24 protein-coding genes are annotated in these 24,451 nt (G+C 63.7%); 13 read left to right on the plus strand and 11 right to left on the minus strand.

What is annotated here, in order from left to right; translation table 11 throughout:
- Window positions 1-2 precede the first annotated feature (2 nt).
- Together atpD and G471_RS0101780 are read left to right on the plus strand one after the other, a co-directional pair.
- A complete protein-coding gene (gene atpD, locus G471_RS0101775) occupies window positions 3-1,406 on the plus strand; it encodes a F0F1 ATP synthase subunit beta (protein WP_028993807.1) in 1,404 nt (467 codons plus the stop codon).
- Between the two features lie 25 nt (window positions 1,407-1,431).
- Window positions 1,432-1,857 (plus strand): F0F1 ATP synthase subunit epsilon, encoded by a 426-nt coding sequence (locus tag G471_RS0101780; protein ID WP_028993808.1) that lies wholly within the window; start codon window positions 1,432-1,434, stop codon window positions 1,855-1,857.
- Window positions 1,858-1,922: 65 nt separating this feature from the next.
- Here G471_RS0101780 and G471_RS0101785 read toward each other — a convergent pair whose 3' ends face one another.
- From G471_RS0101785 to G471_RS0101810, 6 genes are all read right to left on the minus strand, one after another.
- Entirely contained in the window at window positions 1,923-2,498 is a 576-nt protein-coding gene (locus G471_RS0101785) for a ubiquinone biosynthesis accessory factor UbiJ (protein ID WP_043420601.1), read from the minus strand.
- Window positions 2,499-2,510: 12 nt separating this feature from the next.
- Window positions 2,511-3,248: a bifunctional demethylmenaquinone methyltransferase/2-methoxy-6-polyprenyl-1,4-benzoquinol methylase UbiE gene (gene ubiE, locus G471_RS0101790; RefSeq protein ID WP_028993810.1), complete on the minus strand. Its 738-nt coding sequence runs from the start codon at window positions 3,246-3,248 to the stop codon at window positions 2,511-2,513.
- A gap of 5 nt (window positions 3,249-3,253) precedes the next feature.
- A complete protein-coding gene (locus G471_RS0101795; protein ID WP_028993811.1) occupies window positions 3,254-3,670 on the minus strand; it encodes a gamma-butyrobetaine hydroxylase family protein in 417 nt (138 codons plus the stop codon).
- 56 nt (window positions 3,671-3,726) lie between these two features.
- Window positions 3,727-5,334, minus strand: coding sequence for a hypothetical protein (locus G471_RS0101800; RefSeq protein WP_028993812.1), 1,608 nt, complete (start codon window positions 5,332-5,334; stop codon window positions 3,727-3,729).
- Window positions 5,334-5,762: an HIT family protein gene (locus G471_RS0101805; RefSeq protein ID WP_043420604.1), complete on the minus strand. Its 429-nt coding sequence runs from the start codon at window positions 5,760-5,762 to the stop codon at window positions 5,334-5,336. The genes G471_RS0101800 and G471_RS0101805 overlap by 1 nt, the downstream gene beginning before the upstream one ends.
- Window positions 5,763-5,866: 104 nt before the next feature.
- On the minus strand, window positions 5,867-9,742 hold the full coding sequence (locus tag G471_RS0101810) for a DUF3683 domain-containing protein (RefSeq protein WP_028993814.1): 3,876 nt from the start codon (window positions 9,740-9,742) through the stop codon (window positions 5,867-5,869).
- A gap of 239 nt (window positions 9,743-9,981) precedes the next feature.
- On the opposite strand from G471_RS0101810, the gene G471_RS0101815 reads away from it, so the two are divergent.
- Entirely contained in the window at window positions 9,982-10,239 is a 258-nt protein-coding gene (locus tag G471_RS0101815) for a type II toxin-antitoxin system RelE family toxin (RefSeq protein WP_028993815.1), read from the plus strand.
- Window positions 10,236-10,607 (plus strand): helix-turn-helix domain-containing protein, encoded by a 372-nt coding sequence (locus G471_RS0101820; protein ID WP_028993816.1) that lies wholly within the window; start codon window positions 10,236-10,238, stop codon window positions 10,605-10,607. The genes G471_RS0101815 and G471_RS0101820 overlap by 4 nt, the downstream gene beginning before the upstream one ends.
- A 27-nt stretch (window positions 10,608-10,634) precedes the next feature.
- On the opposite strand, the gene G471_RS0101825 is transcribed toward G471_RS0101820, so the two are convergent.
- Entirely contained in the window at window positions 10,635-11,003 is a 369-nt protein-coding gene (locus G471_RS0101825; RefSeq protein ID WP_341743946.1) for a YqaA family protein, read from the minus strand.
- Window positions 11,004-11,088: 85 nt separating this feature from the next.
- On the opposite strand from G471_RS0101825, the gene ilvA reads away from it, so the two are divergent.
- From ilvA to G471_RS0101845, 4 genes are all read left to right on the plus strand, one after another.
- Window positions 11,089-12,621, plus strand: a complete 1,533-nt coding sequence (ilvA, locus tag G471_RS0101830) for a threonine ammonia-lyase, biosynthetic (RefSeq protein ID WP_028993818.1) — start codon at window positions 11,089-11,091, stop codon at window positions 12,619-12,621.
- Window positions 12,622-12,711: 90 nt separating this feature from the next.
- Window positions 12,712-13,644 (plus strand): cysteine synthase A, encoded by a 933-nt coding sequence (gene cysK / locus G471_RS0101835; RefSeq protein WP_028993819.1) that lies wholly within the window; start codon window positions 12,712-12,714, stop codon window positions 13,642-13,644.
- Window positions 13,641-14,771, plus strand: a complete 1,131-nt coding sequence (locus G471_RS0101840) for a MalY/PatB family protein (RefSeq protein ID WP_028993820.1) — start codon at window positions 13,641-13,643, stop codon at window positions 14,769-14,771. The genes cysK and G471_RS0101840 overlap by 4 nt, the downstream gene beginning before the upstream one ends.
- Window positions 14,768-15,055, plus strand: coding sequence for a hypothetical protein (locus tag G471_RS0101845; RefSeq protein WP_028993821.1), 288 nt, complete (start codon window positions 14,768-14,770; stop codon window positions 15,053-15,055). The genes G471_RS0101840 and G471_RS0101845 overlap by 4 nt, the downstream gene beginning before the upstream one ends.
- On the opposite strand, the gene G471_RS0101850 is transcribed toward G471_RS0101845, so the two are convergent.
- Window positions 15,039-15,617, minus strand: coding sequence for a 5-formyltetrahydrofolate cyclo-ligase (locus G471_RS0101850; RefSeq protein ID WP_028993822.1), 579 nt, complete (start codon window positions 15,615-15,617; stop codon window positions 15,039-15,041). The genes G471_RS0101845 and G471_RS0101850 overlap by 17 nt on opposite strands.
- Window positions 15,618-15,631: 14 nt before the next feature.
- On the opposite strand from G471_RS0101850, the gene G471_RS0101855 reads away from it, so the two are divergent.
- The 4 genes from G471_RS0101855 to G471_RS0101870 all read left to right on the plus strand — a co-directional run bounded on the left by G471_RS0101855 (window position 15,632) and on the right by G471_RS0101870 (window position 22,019).
- On the plus strand, window positions 15,632-17,563 hold the full coding sequence (locus G471_RS0101855) for a lytic transglycosylase domain-containing protein (protein WP_028993823.1): 1,932 nt from the start codon (window positions 15,632-15,634) through the stop codon (window positions 17,561-17,563).
- An 81-nt stretch (window positions 17,564-17,644) separates the two neighbouring features.
- Window positions 17,645-19,726 carry a DUF1631 family protein gene (locus G471_RS0101860; RefSeq protein WP_157272424.1) on the plus strand — a complete coding sequence of 694 codons (2,082 nt, stop codon included), beginning with the start codon at window positions 17,645-17,647 and terminating at the stop codon, window positions 19,724-19,726.
- 75 nt (window positions 19,727-19,801) lie between these two features.
- Window positions 19,802-20,764 carry a complex I NDUFA9 subunit family protein gene (locus G471_RS0101865; RefSeq protein WP_028993825.1) on the plus strand — a complete coding sequence of 321 codons (963 nt, stop codon included), beginning with the start codon at window positions 19,802-19,804 and terminating at the stop codon, window positions 20,762-20,764.
- Window positions 20,765-20,780: 16 nt separating this feature from the next.
- Window positions 20,781-22,019, plus strand: coding sequence for a multifunctional CCA addition/repair protein (locus G471_RS0101870; protein ID WP_028993826.1), 1,239 nt, complete (start codon window positions 20,781-20,783; stop codon window positions 22,017-22,019).
- On the opposite strand, the gene G471_RS0101875 is transcribed toward G471_RS0101870, so the two are convergent.
- Window positions 21,984-22,181: a DUF2905 domain-containing protein gene (locus tag G471_RS0101875; protein ID WP_028993827.1), complete on the minus strand. Its 198-nt coding sequence runs from the start codon at window positions 22,179-22,181 to the stop codon at window positions 21,984-21,986. The two genes, G471_RS0101870 and G471_RS0101875, sit on opposite strands and share 36 nt — an antisense overlap.
- Before the next feature lie 56 nt (window positions 22,182-22,237).
- Between G471_RS0101875 and G471_RS0101880 the strand changes: the two genes are divergently transcribed.
- Window positions 22,238-23,044, plus strand: coding sequence for an alpha/beta hydrolase (locus tag G471_RS0101880; protein WP_028993828.1), 807 nt, complete (start codon window positions 22,238-22,240; stop codon window positions 23,042-23,044).
- Here the strand turns inward: G471_RS0101880 and G471_RS0101885 are convergent.
- Both G471_RS0101885 and G471_RS0101890 read right to left on the minus strand, forming a co-directional pair.
- Window positions 23,034-23,225 (minus strand): YjfB family protein, encoded by a 192-nt coding sequence (locus G471_RS0101885; protein WP_028993829.1) that lies wholly within the window; start codon window positions 23,223-23,225, stop codon window positions 23,034-23,036. The genes G471_RS0101880 and G471_RS0101885 overlap by 11 nt on opposite strands.
- A gap of 48 nt (window positions 23,226-23,273) precedes the next feature.
- Complete coding sequence (locus G471_RS0101890) at window positions 23,274-24,434, minus strand: class I SAM-dependent methyltransferase (protein WP_028993830.1); 1,161 nt, start codon at window positions 24,432-24,434, stop codon at window positions 23,274-23,276.
- Between the last annotated feature and the right edge of the window lie 17 nt (window positions 24,435-24,451).

The following is a 24,451-nucleotide window of genomic DNA, read 5'->3' on the forward strand; positions in this document are numbered from 1 at the left end:
ATATGAGTCAAGGTTCCATCGTTCAGTGTATCGGCGCAGTTGTGGACATCCACTTCCCGCGCGACGCGATGCCGAAGGTCTACGACGCACTCAAGCTCGACGCCTCCGAAGAAAATGGCATGGTTGAAGCCGGCCTGACCTTCGAAGTGCAGCAGCAACTGGGTGACGGCGTCGTCCGTACCATCGCCATGGGTTCATCCGACGGCCTGCGCCGCGGCATGAAAATCAACAACACCGGTGCCGGCATTTCCGTGCCGGTCGGTATGGGCACGCTGGGTCGCATCATGGACGTGCTCGGCCGTCCGATCGACGAAGCCGGTCCGATCGAAAGCGACGAACTGCGTGAAATCCACGCCGCCGCGCCGAAGTTCGACGAACTGTCGTCCTCCGTCGATCTGCTCGAAACCGGCATCAAGGTTATCGACCTGATCTGCCCGTTCGCCAAGGGCGGCAAGGTCGGCCTGTTCGGCGGCGCCGGGGTCGGCAAGACCGTCAACATGATGGAGCTGATCAACAACATCGCCAAGCAACACTCGGGTCTGTCCGTGTTTGCCGGTGTTGGTGAGCGTACCCGCGAAGGTAACGACTTCTATCATGAAATGAAGGACTCCAACGTTCTCGACAAGGTCGCGATGGTGTTCGGTCAGATGAACGAACCCCCGGGCAACCGTCTGCGCGTTGCGCTGACCGGTCTGACCATGGCCGAGCGTTTCCGTGACGACGGTCGTGACATCCTGTTCTTCGTCGACAACATCTACCGCTACACCCTGGCCGGTACCGAAGTGTCCGCACTGCTCGGCCGTATGCCTTCCGCCGTGGGCTACCAGCCGACGCTGGCTGAAGAAATGGGTCGTCTGCAAGAGCGTATCACCTCGACCAAGGTTGGCTCGATCACCTCCATCCAGGCCGTTTACGTGCCTGCCGATGACTTGACCGACCCGTCCCCGGCCACCACCTTCCTGCACTTGGACTCCACGGTCGTGCTGTCGCGTGACATCGCCTCGCTGGGTATCTACCCGGCCGTCGATCCGCTCGACTCCACCTCCCGCCAGCTCGACCCGCAGGTCGTCGGTGAAGAGCACTACGCAGTGGCTCGTGCCGTGCAGATGAACCTGCAGCGCTACAAGGAACTGCGCGACATCATCGCGATTCTGGGTATGGACGAACTGTCGCCGGAAGACAAGCTGGCCGTCAGCCGCGCCCGTAAGATCCAGCGCTTCCTGTCGCAGCCCTTCCACGTTGCCGAAGTGTTCACCGGTTCCCCGGGCAAGTTCGTTCCGCTCAAGGAAACCATCAAGGGCTTCAAGGGCATCGTCAGCGGCGAGTACGATCACCTGCCGGAACAGGCCTTCTACATGGTCGGCGGCATCGAAGAAGCTGTCGAAAAGGCGAAGACGCTGCAGTAATGCAGCTTCAGCATAGGAGCCAGTAATGGTTATGACCGTTCATTGTGATGTCGTCAGTGCCGAAGAATCGATTTTCTCCGGCCTGGTGGAAATCGCAGTGTTCCCCGGCGAAGCCGGGGAACTCGGCATCCTGCCGCAACATACCCCGTTGCTGACCCGCATCAAGCCCGGCACCATCCGTCTCAAGGTGCCGGACCAAAGCGAGTTTGAGCTGGTGTATGTCTCCGGTGGCATGCTGGAAGTCCAGCCCGACACGATTACTGTGTTGGCGGACACCGCGATTCGCGCCCACGACCTGGACGAAGCCAAGGCCCTCGAGGCCAAGCGTCACGCCGAAGAAGCGCTGGCCAACCGCCAGGCCGAAATGGACTACGCGGCCGCCGAAGCCGAACTGGCCCAGGCAATCGCCCAGTTGCAGGCAATCCAGCGTCTGCGCAAGCATACCCACTGAGAATTCCCTTCCCAGTCAAAAAAAGGCAGCCTCGGCTGCCTTTTTTCTTTTCCTGTGTGCTTTGATCAGCCCCCAAGTCGGGCGATACGCTTTTCCAGGCGGGCCATTTCATCGCGCAGGCCATCAACATCGCGGATGAATTCACCGGCGGCGGCCGGCGAGACGAGCAGCCCCGCTTCTTCGGTCGCATATTCGACCAGATTGCCGGACAGGCGTCCGGCGCCGCTACGCATTTCATGCATCAGCCGGCTGCCGGCCAGCGACAGCCGACGGGCCGGAATATCGCCGACCAGCGCCGCCAGATCGCCTTCGATATCCCAGCGAAGATTGCGGAACACGAAAGCCAGGGTCTCGGCAACGTCGGCCGAACCGCTAAGGCGCGCCGATGACATCACGCTTTCCCGTTCCAGCAGCAGTTTGGCCGGAAAGTCTTCGTTCAATTCTATGGTCACATCGGGATCGCCGCTCTGCTCGGCCGCCTGCAACAGGCCCCGGCCGTCGATGCACAGCGTCAGCGCCAGCGGCCCGGCACGCAGGCAGACATGCGCACCGGCGTGACGCCGCAGCCGTTCCACCGCCCAGGGCGAAGCCTCCAGCACATGGTTCAGCGGCTTGACGATCAAGGCTTCAAGCTGACTCATTGCTGACCCGGATCAGAACTTGAAACCCCGATGCAGGGCAACGACGCCCAGCGCCATGTTGAAATACTCGACCTTCTCGAAACCGACGCCTTCCATCATGCCCTTCAGGGTCTCCTGGTCGGGGTGCATGCGGATCGACTCGGAGAGATAGCGATAGCTGTCGGCGTCCTTGGTAACCATCTGGCCTATGCGCGGGATCACCTGGAAGGAGTAGAAATCGTAAGCCGGGGCCAGCGGCTTCCAGACTTGTGAAAATTCCAGCACCAGCAGACGGCCACCGGGACGCAACACACGGCGCATTTCCGCCAGCGCCTGGTCCTTGTGGGTCATGTTGCGCAAGCCAAAGGCCACGGTGACGCAATCGAACCAGTCGTCGGGGAAGGGCAGCTTCTCGGCATCGCATTGCGCCACCGGCAACATGTAGCCCTTGTCGGCCAGGCGGTCGCGACCGCGTGCCAGCATCGCGTTGTTGATGTCGGTGAGCCAGACCTGACCGGTTTTACCAACCCGCTTGGCGAAGGCCAGCGACAGGTCGCCGGTGCCACCGGCCACGTCAAGTACGCGCGAGCCTTCGCGGACACCGCTGCGCTGGATGGCAAAGGCTTTCCACAGACGGTGCATGCCCCCCGACATCAGGTCGTTCATCAGGTCGTAACGGCTGGCGACCGAATCGAAAACGCCACGGACGCGGCGGGCTTTTTCCTGTTCGGCGACCGATTCGTAGCCGAAATGCGTTGTTTCTTTGTTCATGGCGATCAGTGGTGATGGCTGCAGGATGAACCGCCGGACTTCGGCGTGGTGTCGATATCGCGGGACGCGCCCTGGACTTCGAGCAAGCGCAGGTACTCTGCCCACAACTCGTCGTGATGGACGGCGAGGTTATAGAGCAGGTCCCAGGTGTAGAGGCCACTGTCGTGACCGTCGGAGAAAACCAGCTTCAAGGCATAGGTACCGCTGGGTTCGATCGCCAGCAAGTCGACGTTGCGCTTGCCGACCTGCAGGGTTTCCTGGCCCGGCCCATGCCCCCGCGCTTCGGCAGACGGGGTGAACACCCGCAGGTATTCGAAATCGAGACGATACGACTGCTCGCCGTAGCCCAGTTCGAGCACACGGCTAAGCTTGTGCAAACGGATGACATCCGGGATCGGGGTGTCCTTTTCCATGCCGGCCATAATTTCCTCCATGCCAGACCGGCTAGTTTACCCTGAAGCAAGCGGACTGCGGTGCTTCACAGTTCGACGATGCTGATCCGTTCGAAATCGGCCTGACGGTTGAGCACGTGATTCATCCGGATACGTCGGTGGCCATTCCCATCCATCACCTCCAGCTCGCGGCCAGCGTGGTAGAAACCGGGCGGCAAAACCAGCGACACCTCTTCGCCAATCGCGGGCATCGGTGGCAGGATGAACGCCGGGGCAAAACGCTCGATGGTCGGAACCCCGACCTGATCCAGCGGCCGGAAACCAATTCCACGGGGGATCCCGGGTAGCGTGGCCAGACCGACAATCAAGCCGCCAGCGGACTCCTGCATCAGCCAGGTGGCGTAAGCCAGCAGGAAACGTTCACCATCGTGCGGACAAACAGCCATCAGTTGTCCATGCAGGACACGCTGTCCACTTTCGCTGCGTCCCAGACGGAAACCATTGGCCGAATGATTGATCACCGACCATCGCTCGACGGGGAAATCCGCACGCGGCCGGATCAGCAGTGCCTGACCCGGATCGGCACGATCCCGGAAAGTGAATAGTTGCTCGAAATCCCCGCGGGAATAGGCAAGGGCGGAATCGGGTTGCTCGAACGGCTCGCCTGTGACATGGAAGTAAATGGCCTCGAACCCGGTCACCACACGGGCGATACCCTCGCTGGCGAAACGCCGGAAACGCCTTGCCGAGGTCGATTGTGACCAGGGCTTGACCAGATGTTCGAGCAATCTGGCGACATGGCTGCTGCTCTCTTCGCCCAGGCCGAGTTGCGAGGGCGTGAAGCGCATGCGCAACTGGCCCAGGGCATGATCGATTTGCAGACCCAGGCGGCCGGTATCCAGTCGGCGCACGTCCTGCGCCGAGCCTTCGATGGCAGCGCTGGGATGCAGGGGCAAATCCTTCATCAGTTCGACGACGTAGGGCGGCAGTTCGAGATCGTTTTCCAGCGCGCCAATGCCGACCAGGGGCGCCCACATCGACGCCCAGCGGCGGATCAGGTTGAGATTGCGCACGCTGTTGCTGTAAGGACTGGCAACGTCGATCAGCAGCAGGGTGACATAGGCCGCCGCACAATGCGTCGCCTGGACACTGTTTTCCAGGGGGTCGCTGACCGGCATGAAAGCGATGCCCCATTCCTCGGCCGTTTCGAAAAACCCATGAAGATCGAGCCAGACACCCGGCGGCAATTCGCGGCGGGCGCGGTAGTGCTCGAGAATCACCATTCCGTTGTAGTAGATGCAACGGTGCAGGATGGTCGCCATCAAGGCCTGGTAGTTGGGCTCTTCGGTGGCCGGTTCCTCCAGACTGGCGCACAAGGCGTAGGCACGCCCCATCTTGCGCCACGCCTGGACGACCATCAGGAAAGCCTGTTCCTCGTCGAGCGACAGTGGCACAGCCTTGTTGTGATAACTGCGGGCCATTTCCTCTTCGACAAAGCACAGCGGTGCCCGAGCCTGTTCCAGCAACTGGAAGAACACACCGGGGTCGGGTGGCGAGGCCAGCAAGGCATCGAGGAAATCGATCAACTGCCGTTCGGCCACCGCTGGATTGGCCAGCATCAGGCTCGACAGGTAATCCATGCCGGTCACCAGATCGACAACCTGGCCCAGATCAGTTTGCTGCCTGTTGCTCATTATTGTTCTCCCTGCCCCAAGTGACGAACGATGGCGGCGATCAGCCGGGCGTCGTCAGGTCCGCAACGTTGCGTCGTCCCTTCACGCTGAGCCTTGCCCCAGACCGGCTCGGGGAAGAAACGGTCGTCACGCCAGCGGGGAATGACATGCCAGTGCACATGGGGAACGACGTTGCCGAAACTGGCCAGATTGATCTTGTCCGGATTCCAGCACTCGCGCAGCGCTGCCTCGACGGCGAATACGACCTGCATCAGCCGATTGCGCGCGGCTACCGGCAAATCGCTCATCTCGCGCACATGTTCGTTCCAGATCACCCGGCAAAACCCGGGCAGGACCGGGTCATCGACACGGATCACGCGGCAGTCATCGGATGTCCATAGGACATCTCCGCCTGGTCCGGAACACAGTTCGCAAGTGCTGTCAGTCACGATAAATTCCCGTTGTTTTGCATAGCATTGCACCAGCCAATGCGAACTGCAAGTGGCTGGTGCAAGATGTCCCGGGATTCTACTGAAGGTGGGCGGCTGCCGACTCAGAGCAAAACGCGTTCGATGCCACCGGAATTGGCCTTGCCGACGTATTCCGCCATCCAGTTGTCGCCGAGCAGGTGCTTGGCCATCTCGACGACGATGTAGTCGGCCTTCGTGCCGGCATCGTCGTCGTAACGACTCAGACCCTGCAGGCAGGCCGGGCAGGAAGTCAGGATCTTGACCTCGCCCTGGAAACCGTCGGCACGCAACTTCTCGGCGCCCTTTTCAATCTCCTGCTGCTTGCGGAACTTCACCTGGGTGGCGATATCCGGACGCGAGTAGGCAAAGGAGCCGGAATCGCCGCAACAGCGGTCGGTCAGCGGCACATCCTGGCCCATCAGCGTCTTGGTCACGGCCAGTGGGTTGTAGGCTTTCATCGGCGTGTGGCAGGGATCGTGGTACATGTAGCGCGTCCCTTCGACACCGTCCAGCTTCAGGCCCTTTTCCATCAGGTACTCGTGGATGTCGAGCAGGCGGCAACCCGGGAAGATCTTCTCGAACTGGTATTTCTGCAACTGATCCATGCAGGTGCCGCAGGAGACGATCACCGTCTTGATGTCGAGATAGTTCAGCGTATTGGCGACACGGTGGAAGAGCACGCGGTTGTCGGTGGTGATCTTCTGGCCCTTGTCGTCATCGCCGGACGAGGTCTGCGGATAGCCGCAGCACAGGTAACCGGGCGGCAGCACGGTGGTCGCGCCGACTTCGTAGAGCATGGCCTGGGTCGCCAGGCCGACCTGCGAGAACAGGCGCTCGGAACCGCAGCCCGGGAAGTAGAAGACGGCGTCCGAATCCTCGGTCGTCTTCTTCGGGTTGCGGATCACCGGGATGACCTTGTCGTCCTCGATGTCGAGCAGGGCGCGCGAAGTACGCTTGGGCAGGTTGCCCGGCATCGGCCGGTTGAGGAAGTGGATGACCTGGGTCTTGACCGTTGGCGCGCCGAGCGAGGCCGGCGGATGCTTGCGCGTCTCCTGAACCAGGCCGAGCGCCTTGGCCGCCTTGTGCGCCAGGCGCTGGGCCTTGAAGCCGAAGTCCATCATGACGCCGCGCATCAGCTTGATCGTCGCCGGGTCTTTCAGGTTCAGGTAGGTCATCGCCGCCGCGGTGCCGGGGCTGAAACGCTTCTTGTCCTGCTTGCGCAGGAAGTTGCGCATGGCCACCGAAACATCGCCGAAATCGATGTCGACCGGGCAGGGCTTCTCGCAGCGGTGGCAGACCGTGCAATGGTCGGCGACGTCGTTGAACTCATCGAAGTGCTTCAACGAGATGCCGCGCCGGGTCTGCTCTTCATAAAGGAAGGCTTCAACCAGCAGCGAGGTGGCGAGAATCTTGTTGCGCGGTGAATACAGAAGGTTGGCGCGCGGCACATGGGTCGAACAGACCGGTTTGCACTTGCCGCAGCGCAGGCAGTCCTTGACCATGTCGGATATCTTGCCGATCTCGGATTGCTCCATGATCAGCGATTCGGTGCCGAGCAGGCTGAACGACGGCGTGTAGGCGTTGGTCAGGTCGCCGCCGTGCATCAGCTTGCCCTTGTTGAAACGCCCTTCCGGATCGACCTTCTGCTTGTAGGCACGGAAGGGGCCGATTTCTTCCTCGGTCAGGAACTCCAGTTTGGTGATGCCGATCCCGTGCTCGCCGGAAATGACACCGTCGAGCCCACGCGCCAGGTGCATGATGCGCTCGACCGCCTTGTTGGCCGTCTGCAGCATCGCGTAGTTGTCGGAATTGACCGGAATGTTGGTGTGCACGTTGCCGTCACCGGCGTGCATGTGCAGCGCGACGAAAACGCGGCCGCGCAGGACTTCCTTGTGAATCGCCTCGATCCGTTCGAGGATCGGCCGGTACAGCGCACCATCGAAGATCTTGGCCAGGCGCGCCTTCAGCTCCTGCTTCCACGAGGTGCGCACGGAATAATCCTGCAGCCGGTGGAAGAGGGTGGGGTTGGCGGCCTTGTTGCTCAGTTCGCCGGCGACCACGCCATACGAGGCGAAGCGCGACTCGGCTTCGGCCAGCGGCAGGTCGAGGTTCTCCAGCAGCCATTCCCAGCGCAGGCGGACGGCCTCGACATAGTCCAGGGCAGCCTGCCGGCGGTCGCCGATGAGCACATCCTTGTCGAGGTTGGCGTCGCCCGAGTGCAGCGGCAGGTCGCCCTTGAGGAAATCGGCCAGCGCATCGCACAGCGCCAGCTTGTTCTGCGTCGACAGCTCGATGTTGATGCGCTCGATGCCGTCGCAGTATTCACCCATGCGCGGCAGCGGGATGACCACATCCTCGTTGACCTTGAAGGCGTTGGTGTGGCGCGAGATGGCGGCAGTGCGCGAACGGTCGAGCCAGAATTTCTTGCGCGTCTCGGCGTCGACCGCAATGAAGCCTTCAGCGGCGCGCAGATTGCACATGCGAACGACCTCCGAGGCGGCGGCCATCACTGCCCTCTCGTCGTGGCCGACGATGTCGCCGATCAGCACCATCTTTGGCCGACCGTGGCGCTTGGCCTTGGTCGCGTAGCCGACGGCCTTCACATAGCGCTCGTCGAGGTGTTCGAGGCCGGCCAGCTGCACGCCAGCCGCATGGCCGGCGCCGCCCGGCTTGAAGTAGTCGGTGATCTCGACGATGGCCGGCACCGCTTCGCGGACCTGGCCGAAGAACTCCAGACAGACGGTGCGCGTCACCGGCGGCATCTTGTGCAGTACCCAGCGGGCGGCGACGATGATGCCGTCGGTGCCTTCCTTCTGCACGCCGGGAATGCCGCCGAGGAACTTGTCGGTGACGTCCTTGCCCAGGCCGGTCTTGCGGCAGGCGGCACCGGGCATGACCAGCACTTCCTCGCCGAGCGGCTTCTTGCCGGAAGGATCGAAGCGCTTGACGCGGAATTCGACGTTTTCCTGCTCGTGGATCTTGCCGTAATTGTGATTGACGCGTTCGACTTCCAGCCAGTTGCCGTCCGGATCGACCATCTTCCACCAGGCCAGGTTGTCGAGCGCGGTGCCCCACAGCACGGCTTTCTTGCCGCCGGCGTTCATGGCGATGTTGCCGCCGATGCACGAAGCGGAAGCCGAAGTCGGGTCGACGGCAAAGACGCGACCGGCCGCGCTGGCGGCTTCGGATACGCGGTCGGTGACCACGCCAGCGCCGGTGCGGATGGTCGCATAGGGCGTTTCATGGCCGGCCAGCACCAGTTCCTCGACCGGACCGAGGTCGATCAATTTCTCGGTATTGATCACCGCCGAATGGGGCGTCAGCGGCACGGCGCCACCGGTGTAGCCGGTACCACCGCCACGCGGGATGATGGTCAGGCCGGCTTCGAAACAGCCACGGACGAGATGGGCAATTTCTTCTTCGGTATCCGGGTAGAGGACAACGAAGGGATACTCGACGCGCCAGTCGGTGGCGTCGGTGACGTGCGAGACGCGGGCCAGGCCGTCGAAAGCGATGTTGTCGCGGCGGGTATGCTTGCCCAGCACCTTGAGCACCTTGCGGCGCAGGTCGATGGCCTCGCCGAAACGCGCCTCGAAACGGTCCACGGCCTGCTGCGCGGCGACGACCAGGCGGCGGACCTTTTCCGAACGCTCGGGATCCTCGGCCTCGCTCTCGGCACGGCGTTTCTCGACTTCCTTCAGGCGATGGCGCAGGGCGCTGACCAGCGCGTCGCGACGCTCGCGGTTGTCGAGCAGGTCGTCTTCCAGGTAAGGGTTGCGCTGGACCACCCAGATGTCGCCCAGCACCTCGTAGAGCATCCGCGCCGAACGGCCGGTGACGCGCTCGCCGCGCAGTTCGTCGAGGATCGCCCAGTTGTCGGCACCGAGCAGGCGGATGACGATTTCGCGGTCAGAGAACGAGGTGTAGTTATAGGGGATTTCGCGCAGGCGGGCGGTCATGGAAGCAGCCGTGATCTGTCAAAAGAAGGATTTTAGCGTATTGCGGCGCAACACGCGGGGCCGGTAGACCCGAGTGGGAAGCTCGGGTTCATTGATTTTGCCGACAACAGCACGATTGCTCGCTGACAGCACCTTGATTTACGACAATGGAATACACTGACAGCCATATGTAATGGGCTAGGCCAAAAATTCATCGCAGAAAAGTTAAACAATAGTTAGCAATTTGCTAATAAAATCCCATGTACCAGATTGTCTACACCCGTGATGCGCTGAAGTCCTTGAAGGCGATGCCGCGCAACGCATCGCTGCAGATACGCAACAAGATCGAGTTGCTGGCAGCAGATCCTTTCGTGGCAAACAACAACGTCCGCAAGCTGGTTGGCCGCGAGGCCTATCGTTTGCGTGTCGGCGACTGGCGAGTGATTTATGAAATCGAAGGCGGGCAACTGATCATTCATGTACTGACGGTGGCGCCGCGAGGAGGTGCTTATCAATGACCGGCATTCAATTTATCGAGCGGGATGGCAAACGCGAGTTTGCAGTCATTCCTATTGAACTGTTCGAAAGGCTTTCGGCAGCCATGGAAGACGCCCAGGATGCCGCGCTGTTTGACGCGGTGCGCGCAGCCGACGACGGTTTTCGCATTCCCGCCGCAGTCGCGAATGCAATTCTGGATGGAGAACAGCCGGTGAAGGTCTGGCGCGAGCAGCGCGGCCTGACCCAAGACGCGCTGGCTGCCAGGGCCGGGATCAGCAAGCCCTATCTTTGCCAGATAGAAACCCGAAAGCGGGTTGGTGCGCTCAAGACCTTGCGAGCAATTGCAGAAGCGCTGGCGGTAAGCCTGAATGATCTTCATGAAGCTTGAACCCTTATCCTCCGCGGTGCTTGGCCTTTACGCCGCCTGCGCCACCAGCCAGTAACGCGCGAACTTGCCGAGCGCCATGAACAGGCAGCAGGGTAGCCAGTGCAGGCGCAGCCAGCCGGCGGCGACGCACAGCGCATCGCCGACCAGCGGCAGCCAGGAGAAGAACAGGGCGGGGCTGCCCCAGCGTTGCAGGTGATGCATCTGCGGCAGACGGTCGAGCTGCTGCCAGCGCGGCAGGAAGCGGCCGCAGGCCCACGAGGTCATGCCGCCGAGCGTGTTGCCGAGTGTGGCCAGGGCCAGCGCGGTCGATTTCTGTTCCGGATGCAGTTGCAGGAAGCCCCACAACACGGCTTCCGAACCGCCGGGCAAGAGCGTTGCGGCGAGAAAACTGCTCAAGAAAAGGCCGGCAAGCCCTTGTTCCGCCGTGACGTTTATCCACTCCACCCGTAGAATCTCCCTTTTGCCCAGCCCGAATCAGATCATGCACCCGGATTATCTCGAAAAAGTCCTCAACGCCCAGGTTTACGATGTCGCAGTGGAAACACCGCTGGACCTGGCCGGCAACCTGTCGACCCGGGTACACAACCGAATCTGGCTCAAGCGCGAGGACATGCAACCGGTATTTTCGTTCAAGCTGCGCGGCGCCTATAACAAGATCGCCAGCCTGTCGGCGGAAAAACTCAAGCGCGGCGTGATCTGCGCGTCGGCCGGCAACCACGCCCAGGGCGTAGCGCTGTCGGCAGCCAAGGTCGGCTGCCGGGCGGTCATCGTCATGCCGGTGTCGACGCCGGGGATCAAGATCGAGGCGGTCAAGCGGCGCGGCGGCGAGGTCGTGCTGCACGGCGATTCCTACGACGAAGCCTACGCCCACGCGCTGGAACTGGAAAAATCGGAAAAGCTGACCTTCGTCCATCCCTTCGACGACCCGGAAGTCATCGCCGGCCAGGGCACCACGGCGATGGAAATCCTGCGCCAGCATTCACGGCACAACGGCCCGATCCACGCCGTTTTCTGCGCCATCGGCGGTGGCGGGCTGGCCGCAGGCGTGGCCGCCTACATCAAGCGCTTGCGCCCGGAAATCAAGGTCATCGGCGTCGAGACCTTCGACGCTGACGCGATGAAGCAGTCGATCGAGAAGGGCCATCGCGTGCGCCTGCCCCAGGTTGGGCTGTTCGCCGACGGTACCGCGGTCAAGTTCGTCGGCGAGGAAACGTTCCGCCTGTGCAAGGAATACCTTGACGAGGTCATCCTGGTCGACACCGACGCCATCTGTGCGGCGATCAAGGATGTCTTCGAGGATACGCGCTCGATTCTCGAACCCTCTGGCGCGCTGGCTGTCGCCGGGGCCAAGGAATACGCCCGCCAGAACAAGCTCAAGGACAAGAACCTGGTCGCCGTGACTTCCGGCGCCAACATGAACTTCGACCGCCTGCGCTTCGTCGCCGAGCGTGCCGAATTCGGCGAGCAGCGCGAAGCAGTGTTTGCCGTGACGCTGCCGGAGAAACCGGGCGCCTACAAGAAATTCCTGTCACTGATCGGCAAGCGCAGCATCACCGAGTTCAACTACCGCTACCACACGGCAAGCGAAGCGCATGTTTTCGTCGGCGTGCAGGTCACTGACCGCAAGGAATCGCTGAAACTGGTCGACAGCCTGCAGAAGCACGGCTATCCGACGCTCGATTTGAGCGACGACGAAATGGCCAAGAATCATGTCCGGCACTTGGTCGGCGGGCACGCCCCGGCGGTTTGCGAGCAGGGCATGCGCGAACTGCTGTACCGCTTCGAGTTTCCCGAACGGCCGGGTGCCTTGATGAATTTCCTGAGCCAGATGAGCGCCGGCTGGAACATCAGCCTGTTCCATTACCGCAACCACGGCGCCGACTACGGGCGCGTGCTGGTCGGCATGCAGGTGCCGCCAGCGGAAATGAAGCAGTTCCGCGAGTTCCTGAAGAACCTCGGCTACGCGCACTGGGACGAAAGCGAGAACCCGGCGTACAAGCTCTTCCTCGGCTAAGCAAGAAAGCGCATAAGAAATTGCGATTTCCGTCTTTGCCATGATCGTCGCCCCCGCTAGACTGCCGCAAATACTTCCCGGAGAACATCGATGAACATCGCCAAGGACATCAGCGCACTGGTCGGCAACACGCCGCTGGTCCAGATCAATCGACTGGACGGCGGCAGCGGCGCGACCGTCGTCGCCAAGCTGGAGTTCTTCAACCCCGGCCACAGCGTCAAGGATCGCATCGCCGTCGCCATGCTCGACGCCGCCATTGCCGCCGGCAAGATCGGCCCGGACAGCGTCGTGCTCGAACCAACTTCGGGCAATACCGGCATCGGCCTGGCGATGGTCTGCGCGGCGCGCGGCATCAAGTGCGCGTTCACCATGCCCGAGACGATGAGCCGCGAACGCAAGCTGCTGCTCAAGGCCTACGGTGCCGAACTGATCCTGACCCCGGGACCGGAAGGCATGGGCGGTGCCATCGCCAAGGCCAGTGCGCTGGCTGAAGCCGATGCGAAGTATTTCATTCCGCAGCAGTTCGAAAATCCGGCCAACCCCGAAGTCCACCGTCAGACGACCGCCGAGGAAATCTGGCGCGACACCGACGGCCAGGTCGACATCTTCGTTGCCGGCGTCGGCACCGGCGGCACCGTCACCGGGGTCGGCGAGGTGCTCAAGGCAAAGAAACCCGGCGTCCGCGTCGTCGCCGTCGAACCCGATGCTTCGCCGGTGCTGTCCGGCGGCCAGAAGGGCCCGCACCCGATCCAGGGCATCGGCGCCGGTTTCGTCCCGGGCGTGCTCAACACCGGCGTCTACGACGAAGTCATCCGGGTCCGTAACGACGACGCCTTTGCCACCGCACGCCAGATGGCAACCGAGGAGGGGCTGCTGGTCGGCATCTCGTCCGGCGCCGCCACCTGGGCCGCACTCGAACTGGCCCGCCGGCCGGAAAACGCCGGCAAGCTGATCGTCGTCCTCATTCCGTCTTGCGGCGAACGCTACCTGTCCACGGCCCTTTACGAACACCTCGACGTTTGAACGATTTCAGCACCGTCATCGACCGGCGCGGCTCCGACTCGATCAAGTGGCGCCGCTACGCCAGCCGTGACATCCTGCCGCTGTGGGTCGCCGACATGGATTTCGCGGCGCCACCGGCCGTCGTCAGCGCCTTGCAGCAACGCATCGCCCACCCGGTTTTCGGTTACGCCCACCCTTGGCCGTCGCTGACGGAGTCAGTGCTTGCTCACCTTGAAAGCGAATACAACTGGTGCATCGACGCCGAGTCGATCGTCTGGTTGCCGGGGCTGGTCAGCGGCCTGAACATCGCCTGCCATGCCGTCGACGGCGACGTCCTGACGGCGACCCCAATCTACCCGCCTTTCCTGTCGGCACCGCGCTTGTCCGGACGCAATCTGCACTGCGTCGACCTGGCCGAAATCGTTGACGGCTGGCGCTGGGACCAGGATACCCTGCAGGCGGCGACCACCGAAACCAGCCGCCTGTTCCTGCTCTGCCACCCACACAACCCGGTCGGCCGTTGCTGGACCCACGCGGAATTGCTCGACCTGGCCGACTACGCCGAACGCAACGACCTGATCGTCTGTTCCGACGAAATCCATTGCGGCCTGATCCTCGACACCGACAAGAAGCACATCCCGTTCGCCAGCCTGTCGCCCGCAGCGGCGAGGCGCAGCATCACGCTGATGGCGCCGTCCAAGACCTTCAACATTCCCGGACTCGGCTGCGCCTTCGCGGTCATTCCCGACGCCGCGCTGCGCCGCCGCTTCCTGCGGGCGATGGACGGCATCGTGCCACATGTGAACGTGCTCGGCCTGGTGGCCTGCGAAGCAGCCTACCGCGACTGCGCCGACTGGCACCGCGAACTGCTCGCCGTGCTGCGGACCAACCGCGACCGCGTCGAAGCTGCCGTGCGCAGTCAAGCCGGCCTGCGCATGCAACACGTCGAAGCCACCTATCTGGCCTGGATCGACGTGCGCGGACTGGGACTCGAAAACCCGCATGCCCATTTCGAGGCGCACGGTCTTGGCCTATCGGACGGTCGCGATTTTGGCGCCCCCGGCTGGTTGCGCCTGAATTTCGGCTGCCCGCCGGCGACCCTGGACGAAGCCCTGCGTCGCCTGGCGACCGCCTGTTCGGCAGCATGACGGCCTACCAGATCACCCTGCTGCTACTGGTAACCGGCATCCTCGCCCAGGCCGTCGCCGGCGGCGTCGCTTTCGAATGCGCGCTGCTGCGTCGCCTGCCGTCCGGCAGCCGTGGCCTGTGGTTCGTCCTCGGCTGTGGCAGCCTGCTGCTCGGCCTGCATCACGGGTACACGCTGGAACTGGCGATGAAAACCGGCCTGTTTGACCTACGTCAGGCGCTGCTGGCTACGCTGGCCGGCATCTGCTGCGCCGTCGCGCTGGTCGGACTCAGTCGCCGGGCCTGAAGGCACCGGCTTCGGTCACGATCCAGTCGAGCCGTTGATCATGCGATTCCGGACGGATGCTGTCGACGCGGTTGATCTCGAAACCGACCCCGACGGTCAGCGGGCGAGGTGCCAGGGCGGCCAGCGTACGGTCGAAATAGCCGCCGCCGTAGCCCAGCCGGTAGCCGGCCGGATCGAAACCGTTGAGCGGCAGCAGGATCAGCGCCGGGACCAGCCACTCGCCGTCGACCGGGGTCGGAATGCCGTAGCGGTCTTCCAGCAGACGACTCGTTGCCGTCCACGCGCGAAAGCGCAACGGCGCGTCTGTCTCGACCACCACCGGCAAAGCGGCCCGAGCACCGGCCTGACGCCAGGATTCGGCAAGCTCGCGCAGATCCGGTTCGTGCTTGATCGGCCAGCAAAAAGCGAAACTTTCCGGCACCGCGAACGTCGACCGCAGGTGCTCGCCAATGCGCGCCGACAAACAACCATGCTCCGCCCCGGAAAGCAGGCTGCGCCGGGTCACCATCTCTCGTCGCAAGGCCTTACGCCAGGCCGTGCTATCCTCGAAATCATCGTTCATCCGGCCAATCTAGCATGAAGTTTCGCGCATTACTCGCCGCCCTGGCTATCGCCAGCACCGCATCCGCCCAGACCATCGACGACAGCGTTTTCATCGCCGCGCGCGAAGCCTTCCGGCAAGGCGACGCCAATCGCCTGCAGTCGGCAGTCGCCCGTATCGGTGACCACCCGCTGGCGATCTATGCGGAAAACTACCGCTTGCGCAATCTTCTCGCCCGCAACGACGACAGCGGCATCCCTGCTTTCCTGATCACGCACGACGGCACCCACGCTGCCGAGCGGCTGCGTGCCGACTGGCTGCGCTGGCTGGCCCGGCGTTCCACGTGGAACCTGATCGAGAGCGAATACCCCCGGCTGCTCGCCCCGGAAGCGGAAGTCACCTGCCTCTTCCAGCAAGCCCGCTGGGCGCGCGGCGAGCGCAGCGCGCTGGATGAAGCCAGCCCCTTGTGGCTGACCATGCTCGAACCGCCGGAAGGCTGCCAGCCGCTGCTCGTCAGCCTGGTCAACAGCGGCCGGATCAGTACCGACGACGCCTGGAACCGTGCCCGCCTGCAGATCGAAGCCAACCGCCCGCAATGGGCCCGGCGTACCCTTGACCTGCTACCGGCCGGTCGGGCACCGGATGCCAAGCAGTACGACAACGCGGTGAACAACGCCATGTCCTACCTGGCCCGGCAGACCGGCGACTGGCATGGCACGCGTAACGGTCGGGAGCTGACGGCGATCGCCATTCGCTACGTCGCAGCCAACGATCCCTCGGCCGCCGCCCGCGAACTCGAGCGCCGGGAGAGCCAGTTGCAGGCTGGCGAGGCCCATTGGGCCTGGAGCCAGATCGCCCTCCAGGCAGCCCGCAAGCACCATCCGGAAACCCTGAAATGGTACGGCCGGGCAGGGCGCAGCACGCTGAGCGAAGAAAATCACCAATGGAAGGTGCGCAGCGCCTTGCGCGCCACCGACTGGGGTGCCGTCCGCACCGCCATCGAGGCCATGCCACCGACCCTGGCCAACCGGCCCGAGTGGGTTTACTGGCTGGGTCGCGCCTACAAGGCCGGCGGCCGCCTGAGCGAAGCCGACGCCCTGTTTGCCCGGATTGCCGGTGAAGCGCATTTCTACGGCAACCTGGCCGACGAGGAACTGGGTCGCGTGGTTCTGCCGCCGCCGCGGACCACGCCGCCGAGCAACGACGAGATGCAGGCTGCACGGCGCCACGCCGGCCTGCAACGGGCACTGACCCTGTTCCGGCTGGACATGCGCACAGAGGCCGTACGCGAATGGAACTGGGCCCTGCGCGGCATGAGCGACCGCGAGCTGCTGGCCGCCGCCGAGCTTGCCCGCCAGCAACAGATCTGGGACCGCGCCATCAACACCGCCGAACGGACCCGCAACGAACATGACTACACCCTGCGTTTCCTGTCGCCGTTTGCCGAGCAGATCCGTCCGGTCGCCCGCCAGCAATCCGTCGACGACGCCTGGGTATACGGGCTGATGCGCCAGGAAAGCCGCTTCATCACCAATGCCCGCTCCAGCGTCGGCGCCTCCGGCCTGATGCAGTTGATGCCGGCAACCGCCCGCTGGGTGGCCAAGAAGATCGGCCTCGAGGACTTCCACCCGAGCCGGGTCAACGACACCGATGTGAACATCCTGCTGGGCACCTCCTACATGCGCATGGTCATGGAAAACCTCGACAATCATCCGGTCCTGGCTTCCGCCGCCTACAACGCCGGCCCCGGACGGGCCCGCCGCTGGCGGGCCGAGCAGACCATCGAAGGCGCCATCTACGCCGAGACCATTCCCTTCACCGAAACCCGCGATTACGTGAAAAAGGTGATGAGTAACGCCGTCTATTACTCCGCCCTGTTCAACGGTCGCCCGGATTCGCTGAAAACCCGCCTCGGCGTCGTCACCCCGGCCTCGGATGCACCACCCAAGGAACGCGATCTGCCCTGACAGTGCTGCCATAATTTGTCGTTGATGTCACAATGGCGCCTTGGCCATCAACGGCCCTCATGACCACGCCAAAGTCCAACCGTGACCCTGCCCAGCTCAGCCGGCCGCTTTGATCGCTTTCAGGTACTCAAGGCCTGTCGAAGCGCTTTCCTTGACCAGTTGTCGACGCTGCTGCGCGATAGCCGACTGGTGTCCGAAGCCGCCATTTCGGCAATGCTGGGTGGTACCGGCCGCCACTTCGACGCCATGCAGACCAGCCAGCGCACGGGCAGCTTCGAGGAAGAAGCAAAAGGGCTGACCTCATCGAAAATCTCGCTGGTCGGTGATGACGACCTCGAACTCGACATCCGGCTCGACAACCTGTGCAAACGCCTGAGCGAATCGACCAGCGTCCAGCTGTGGAAGACGCATCTGCGCTTCGTCACCCTGCTTGGCCGCCCGGATCTGCCCAAGACGCACAACCCGGTCGGGCCGCAAGCCATCGTTGCCGGCCTGCATTCGCTGTTTGCGGCCGCCGGCGCCAGCTCGCTCGACGAGAAGTTCGATCTGCTCGACCGCATCGAAGCCTTGCTGCGCGAGGGTTTGCCAGTCATTTACACCAACATCGACAGCTTGCTCGACCGGGTTGGCGCCGAAGCCGCCCAACCCGCCATCATCGGCTCCGGCGAAACACCCCGCCCGACTGTCAGCGCCCCCAGCCAGCCAGTACCACCCCCGGTCGCCAGCGAGCCGGCAACGCAAGGCGTGATCGCGCAACTGGCCGGCCGGGCGAGCAAGACCGGCACACCTGTCGCCAGCCAGCGCCTGCTCAGCCAGGCCGCGCTGGACAACCTGATGTTCCGCCTGGAACAGCTCGAACGTAACCAGCGCAACAGCACGGACTTCCTGACCGCGACCTCACCCAAGCTGGAAACACTGATTCCGGGCCTGTTCGCCGAAACCACGGAGCACCCCGCACCGGCCATGGAAGCCGTGCGCGCCCAGGAACTGGGCGTTCCGGCAGCAACCGCCGAAGGCCAGGCCATCGACGCCGTCGGCCAGTTCTATTCGGCGGCCTTCGCCGATCCCGGGCTCCCCGACACACTGAAACTCCAGCTCGCCGAGCTTCAGGTCATCACGGTCAGGCTGGCACTCAAGGACAAGACCCTCTTCTCGCGTGCCGATCACCCGCTGCGCCGACTGATCGACCGCATCGGCGCCCTCTGCATTCCCCTGCCAGCCAACGCCGACCGTCAGCATCCCACGTTCAAAAAAATCGCCGAGGTGATCGCCCAGTTGAAAGGCGGATTCGGCGGCCATAGCGAAGGCATTGCCATCGCGGCCGATGCGGTCGACGAGTTACTCACCGAGCAACTGCACGAAATTTACGGCCAGGCTGCGGCCTATCTGCCCTTGCTGCACCAGCTCGACCGCCGCGACCAGGCCGCCGGCGACATTCGTCGCCTGCTCGAAACACGGGAAATCGACGGCCTGCCGCCGATTTTGCAGGACTTCTTCCGCCAGCACTGGAAACGCCTGCTGGAAAAGGCCTGGTTCGAGGAAGGCATCAGCGGCCCCAGCTGGCAGGCCAATGCCCGGACGCTGTCGACGCTGCTCTGGTCTTTCCGGCCAAAGGCTGTTGGCGAAGAACGCCAGGCCCTGGCGCGCGAACTCCCTGTCGTCCTGAAATCGCTCAAGGCCGGTATGGAGCAGTTGCAACTGCCGGCCGAAACTCAGGCCGGCATTCTCGACGCCTGTTTCGAATTGCAGACGCGAGCCATGCGGGCAAGCGCTGGCCCGGCAGAAGACGGACTCGAACCCGCCATGTCTTTGCCTCGGCCGGGCCGCAACCGGCAGATGACCCAGGGCCGGGTCGAAGCCGGCGACCTGATCCTGCATACGCTGGATCTGCCCGACCCGGCCAGCGGCGAACCGCCCGGATCGCTTCCCGGCCAGGGCACCTGGCTGAGCGTCAATCTGGAAGGCGTAGACCACATCCTCTGCCTGTGCCATCGCAGCCCGGCCAGCGGCCGTAGCCTGCTGTTCAGCCCCGCCCCCCGTCTGGCGCTTGCTATCCACCCACAACTGCTGGACCTGCGGCTACGCGATGGCAGCATTCGCCAGTTCGGCGAGCCGCCGCTGTTTGCCCGCCTGCTGGCGCGGGCACTGGCAGCGGCTGGCTGACGGTCAGACCCTGACGCCGCGCCCGTATTTACCGTAAAATCGCGGTTTCACGAAAACGTTTTCGCGGGGTTACGGATGAGTATCAAAAAGGTCTTGCTGCTGGGGGGTAGCGGTTTTGTCGGTACCTACATCGTCAATCGCCTGGCCCAGCGTGGCATCGAGGTCACCGTACCGACGCGTCGCCGCGAGCGGACCAAGGCGCTAATCATGCAGCCCGGCGTCGACATGCCGGAAGCCAACATCCACTGCCCGGAAACGCTGACCGAACTGGTCCGCGGCCACGATGCGGTGATCAACCTCGTCGGCATCCTGCACAGCCGCGACGTCAAGTTCCCGTACAGCGACGATTTCGCCCGCGCCCACGTCGAATTGCCGAAGAAGATCGTCGCCGCCTGCAAGGCCGCCGGCGTCCGCCGTCTGGTGCACATGAGCGCGCTCAAGGCCGACCCCAAAGGTCCGTCGGAATACCTCGCCTCCAAGGGCGACGGCGAAGCCGTGGTGATGGCTGCCGCCGGCGAACTCGACGTGACCGTGTTCCGCCCGTCGGTGATCTTCGGCCTCGGCGACTCCTTCCTGTCGATGTTCGCCAAGGTGCTCAAGTCGGCGCCGATCTTCCCGCTCGGTTTCGGCCATGCCCGCTTCCAGCCGGTGTGGGTTGCCGATGTCGCCGATGCCTTCGTCGATTCGCTGAGCGATGCCGCCACTTTCGGCCAGGCCTACGACCTGGTCGGCCCGCAGGTGTACACGCTGCGCCAGCTGGTCGATTACACCGCCGCGCTGACCGGCAGCAAGGCCCGCGTCATCGCCCTGTCCGAAGGCTGGGCCTACCTGCAGGCCGGCCTGATGTGGCTGGCACCGAATCCGCTGATGTCGCCCGACAACCTGCGTTCGATGCAGGTCGACAGTGTCGGCGACGGCAACTGCAATGCACCGGCCGGCTGGCAGCCGACCGCCGTCGAAGCCGTGGCGCCGACCTACATCGCGCACCGGACGCCGAAGGGCAAGCTCGACAGCTTCCGCTTCCGCGCCGGCCGCTGAGCGCGTAACGCCCGCCGTGCAGGTTTACATCGTCGGCGGCGCCGTCCGGGACGAACTGCTCGGCCGGCCCTGCGACGACCGCGACTATGTGGTCGTCGGTGCCACCCCGGAAGCCATGCTGGCCGCCGGCTTCCGCCCGGTCGGCAAGGACTTCCCGGTCTTCCTGCACCCCGACAGCCACGAGGAGTATGCGCTCGCTCGCACCGAACGCAAGAGCGGGCGGGGCTACCACGGCTTCACCTTTCACGCCGCCGCCGACGTCACGCTGGAACAGGACCTGGCCCGCCGCGACCTGACCATCAACGCCATGGCGCGCGACAACGAGGGCAGGGTGATCGACCCCTTCAACGGCCAGGGCGACCTGCAGGCAAAAATCCTGCGCCACGTCGGCCCGGCCTTTGCCGAGGACCCGGTGCGCATCCTGCGCATCGCCCGCTTCGCCGCCCGCTTCCACGACTTCACCATCGCCCCGGAAACCCTGACGCTGATGCGCGCCATGGTCGCCGACGGCGAGGTCGATCACCTGGTCGCCGAACGCGTCTGGCAGGAGCTGGCCAAGGGGCTGATGGAAGCGAAGCCGTCACGGATGTTCGAGGTACTGCGCGAGTGCGGCGCGCTGGTCCGTTTGCTGCCCGAGGTCGACGCCCTGTTCGGCGTACCGCAGCGGGCCGATTACCATCCCGAGATCGACGCCGGCATCCACACGCTGATGGTCATCGACCAGGCCGCCCACTACGGTTTCCCGCTCACCGTCCGCTACGCCGCGCTGTGCCACGACCTCGGCAAGGCGACGACGCCGGCCGACATCCTGCCCCGGCATATCGGCCACGAGATGCGCAGCCTGCAACTCTGCCAGACAATGAGCGAGCGCCTGCGCGTCCCCAACGAATGCCGCGACCTGGCGCTGCTGATGGCGCGACACCACGGCACCATCCACCGCGCCGGCGAGATGCGTGCGGCAACCCTGGTCGACTTGCTGGAAAAATGCGATGCCCTGCGCCGACCGGCGCGCTTCGGCGAACTACTCGACACCTGCCGCTGCGACTACACCGGCCGTGCCGGCTGGGAAAACCGCAGCTACGACAGCCCGGACCTGCTGTACAAGGTTTTGGCAGCGGTCAATACCGTCGACGCCGGGCGCATTGCCGCCGATACCAAGGAACACGGCAAGATTCCGGAACGCATCCGCCTGGCCCGCATCAAAGCCGTCCGCGCCCTGCTAAATGAGGCGGGAGATGAGCCAGAGCAGCAGTGACAGGATGATGATGCTGACAAAGGGGAAATGGTAAACACGACCGCGCCAGCGGAAGGCGACGTCGCCCGGCAGTTGGCCAAAGCGGATGAAGCGGGCGAGGTGAGGCGTGACCAGTCCGAGCAGGAAGATCGCCACCACCAGCGTCAGTATCCACTTCAACATGTATTCACCCAGCGTGCGAAAGCCCGCATTTAACCACGGCGACAGCCTGAAACCCCATGATAGCAACCCAAGACATTGGCGGACTGGAAGTATTTTCCTGCCTGCCCAACGGCAACACCGACAAACCAGCGCTTCTCTTCATCCACGGCGCCTTTGCCGGCGGCTGGATGTGGACCGAAACCTTCATGCCGTATTTCGCGGCGGCCGGCCATCCCTGTTATGCCCTGTCGCTCCGGGGCCATGGCGGTAGCCAGGGGCACGAGCAGATCAACTGGCTATCGATTGCCGATTACGTCGACGATGTCCGCAGCGTGATCGATACGCTGGCCATCGACCCGGTACTGCTCGGCCACTCGATGGGCGGCTTCGTCGTGCAGAAATACCTCGAACGCTACCCGGCCCCGGCCGCAGCACTGCTTTGCTCGGTGCCGCCACAAGGCCTGATTGCCGCCCAGTTTCACCTGATGCTGCAGAAGCCGGAACTGTTCCTGGAAATCAACCGTATCCTCGCCGGCAACTACACCGATACCGACACCTTGCGCGATGCGCTGTTCGCCGGTGAGGCCGACCCGGCCATGCTCGCCATCTGGCTGGGCAAGATGCAGAACGAGTCGCAACGGGCCATCTGGGACATGTCGATGTTCAACCTGCCCAACCTCTACCACATGCACCGGCCACCGATGCTGATCGTCGGCGCCGACCAGGATGCGCTGGTGCCAGCCTTCCTGGTCCAGACCACCGCCCACACCTACGGCCAGCCTTCGCACATCCTACACAACATGGGTCACGCCATTACCCATGAAAAGGAATGGCCGCGCGCGGCGGCCATCATTCAGACCTGGCTGGACGGTCTCAGGCCCTGATATCGATGCTGTTGCCGAGGTTGGCCGGGTTGCTGGCCACCTGCGGCAAGGTCTGCAATAGCTGCAGGGCGTTGGCGGCTTCGATATCGATGGCTTTCTTGAGCACCAGCATGCTCGCCTGCATGGCAGTCTGCTGCTGGGTCAGTGCGCCACTGGCACCAACGATTGCGGATACATCCATAGCAGAACTCCCGGTTAACGGCTGATGGTTTCAGTGTAGTCGCAATTTCTATAAACGGCGACTCTGGTCGCCCCGGGAAAAACCGATCAAGGCTTCGTCGATGCCCCGACTAATGGCGATGACCTTGAACAGTTCGCCCATCTCGTGCGGCATGGTCAGTTTCGCCGTGGCTGCCGACGCCCGGAAATAGTCTGCGGTATCGGCCGGAATCCTGGCCAGGTGGTCGAGCACGCCGCAATTCAGCAGGAACTGGCCCTGGTTGGTATAGCCCAGCAAATCGAGGCCGGCGCCGTGGGCGGCAGCGATGATTGCCGTGAAGTCGACGTGCACGGTCAGATCCTGCAAACCCGGCAGATAGAAGGGGTCGGGATGGGCGTGGTGGCGGTAGTGGCACATCAGGGTGCCCTGGCGGCGCTGCGGGTGGTAGAACTCGTGGCGCGGAAAGCCGTAATCGATCAGCAGCAGCATGCCCTGCTGCAGTATCTTCCCCCATTCCGCCGACCAGGCCCGCGCCGCCAGTGAAATCTCGGACAGATAGGCGCCGCCGGTACCGGTTTCATCGGCGATTTCGCGAGCCGCGGCCAGCAGCGCGCCGGTGGCCGGGCGCTCGTTCCACGTGAAACGGCCGTCGGCATCGAGGGCCACACCGCGTTCGCGGATGACATCCTCGTCCCAGACCACCAGATGGGCGGGCAGGGCGTCGAGCAGTTCATTGGCCACCACCACGCCGGAGAATGTTTCCGGCAGCCGGTCCAGCCAGACCACTCGCGACAGCAGATGCGGCGCAGCGGCGGCGATCGTCTCGCGCTGGCGTTCGCGCAGGTCGGGCGACAGATCCAGGATGGCATAGCTGTCGGGCAGACAGCCAAGCTGCTCGAACGCCAGCAGCAGGTCGGCAGCAAGTCGCCCGGAACCCGCGCCAACTTCGATCACGGTCCGGGCAGAAAGCGCCATGACTTGGGCGATCTGGGCCGCCAGGGCCTGACCGAACAGCGGCGTCATTTCCGGCGCCGTGACGAAATCCCCCGCCGCCCCGAATTTGCGTGCCCCGGCTGCGTAATAACCCAGCCCCGGCGCGTAAAGCGCCATTTCCATATAGCGGGCAAAGGACAGGAAGCCGCCTTCGGCGACCACGGTATTGGCAATCGCTTCATGCACCTGCCTGCTGTGGGCAAGGGCATCAGGAGAGGGCGCGGGCAGTTGGCTCATCGGCGGGCAAAGGCTCC

It is taken from the genome of Azonexus hydrophilus DSM 23864 (assembly GCF_000429605.1).
Lineage (GTDB): Bacteria > Pseudomonadota > Gammaproteobacteria > Burkholderiales > Rhodocyclaceae > Azonexus > Azonexus hydrophilus.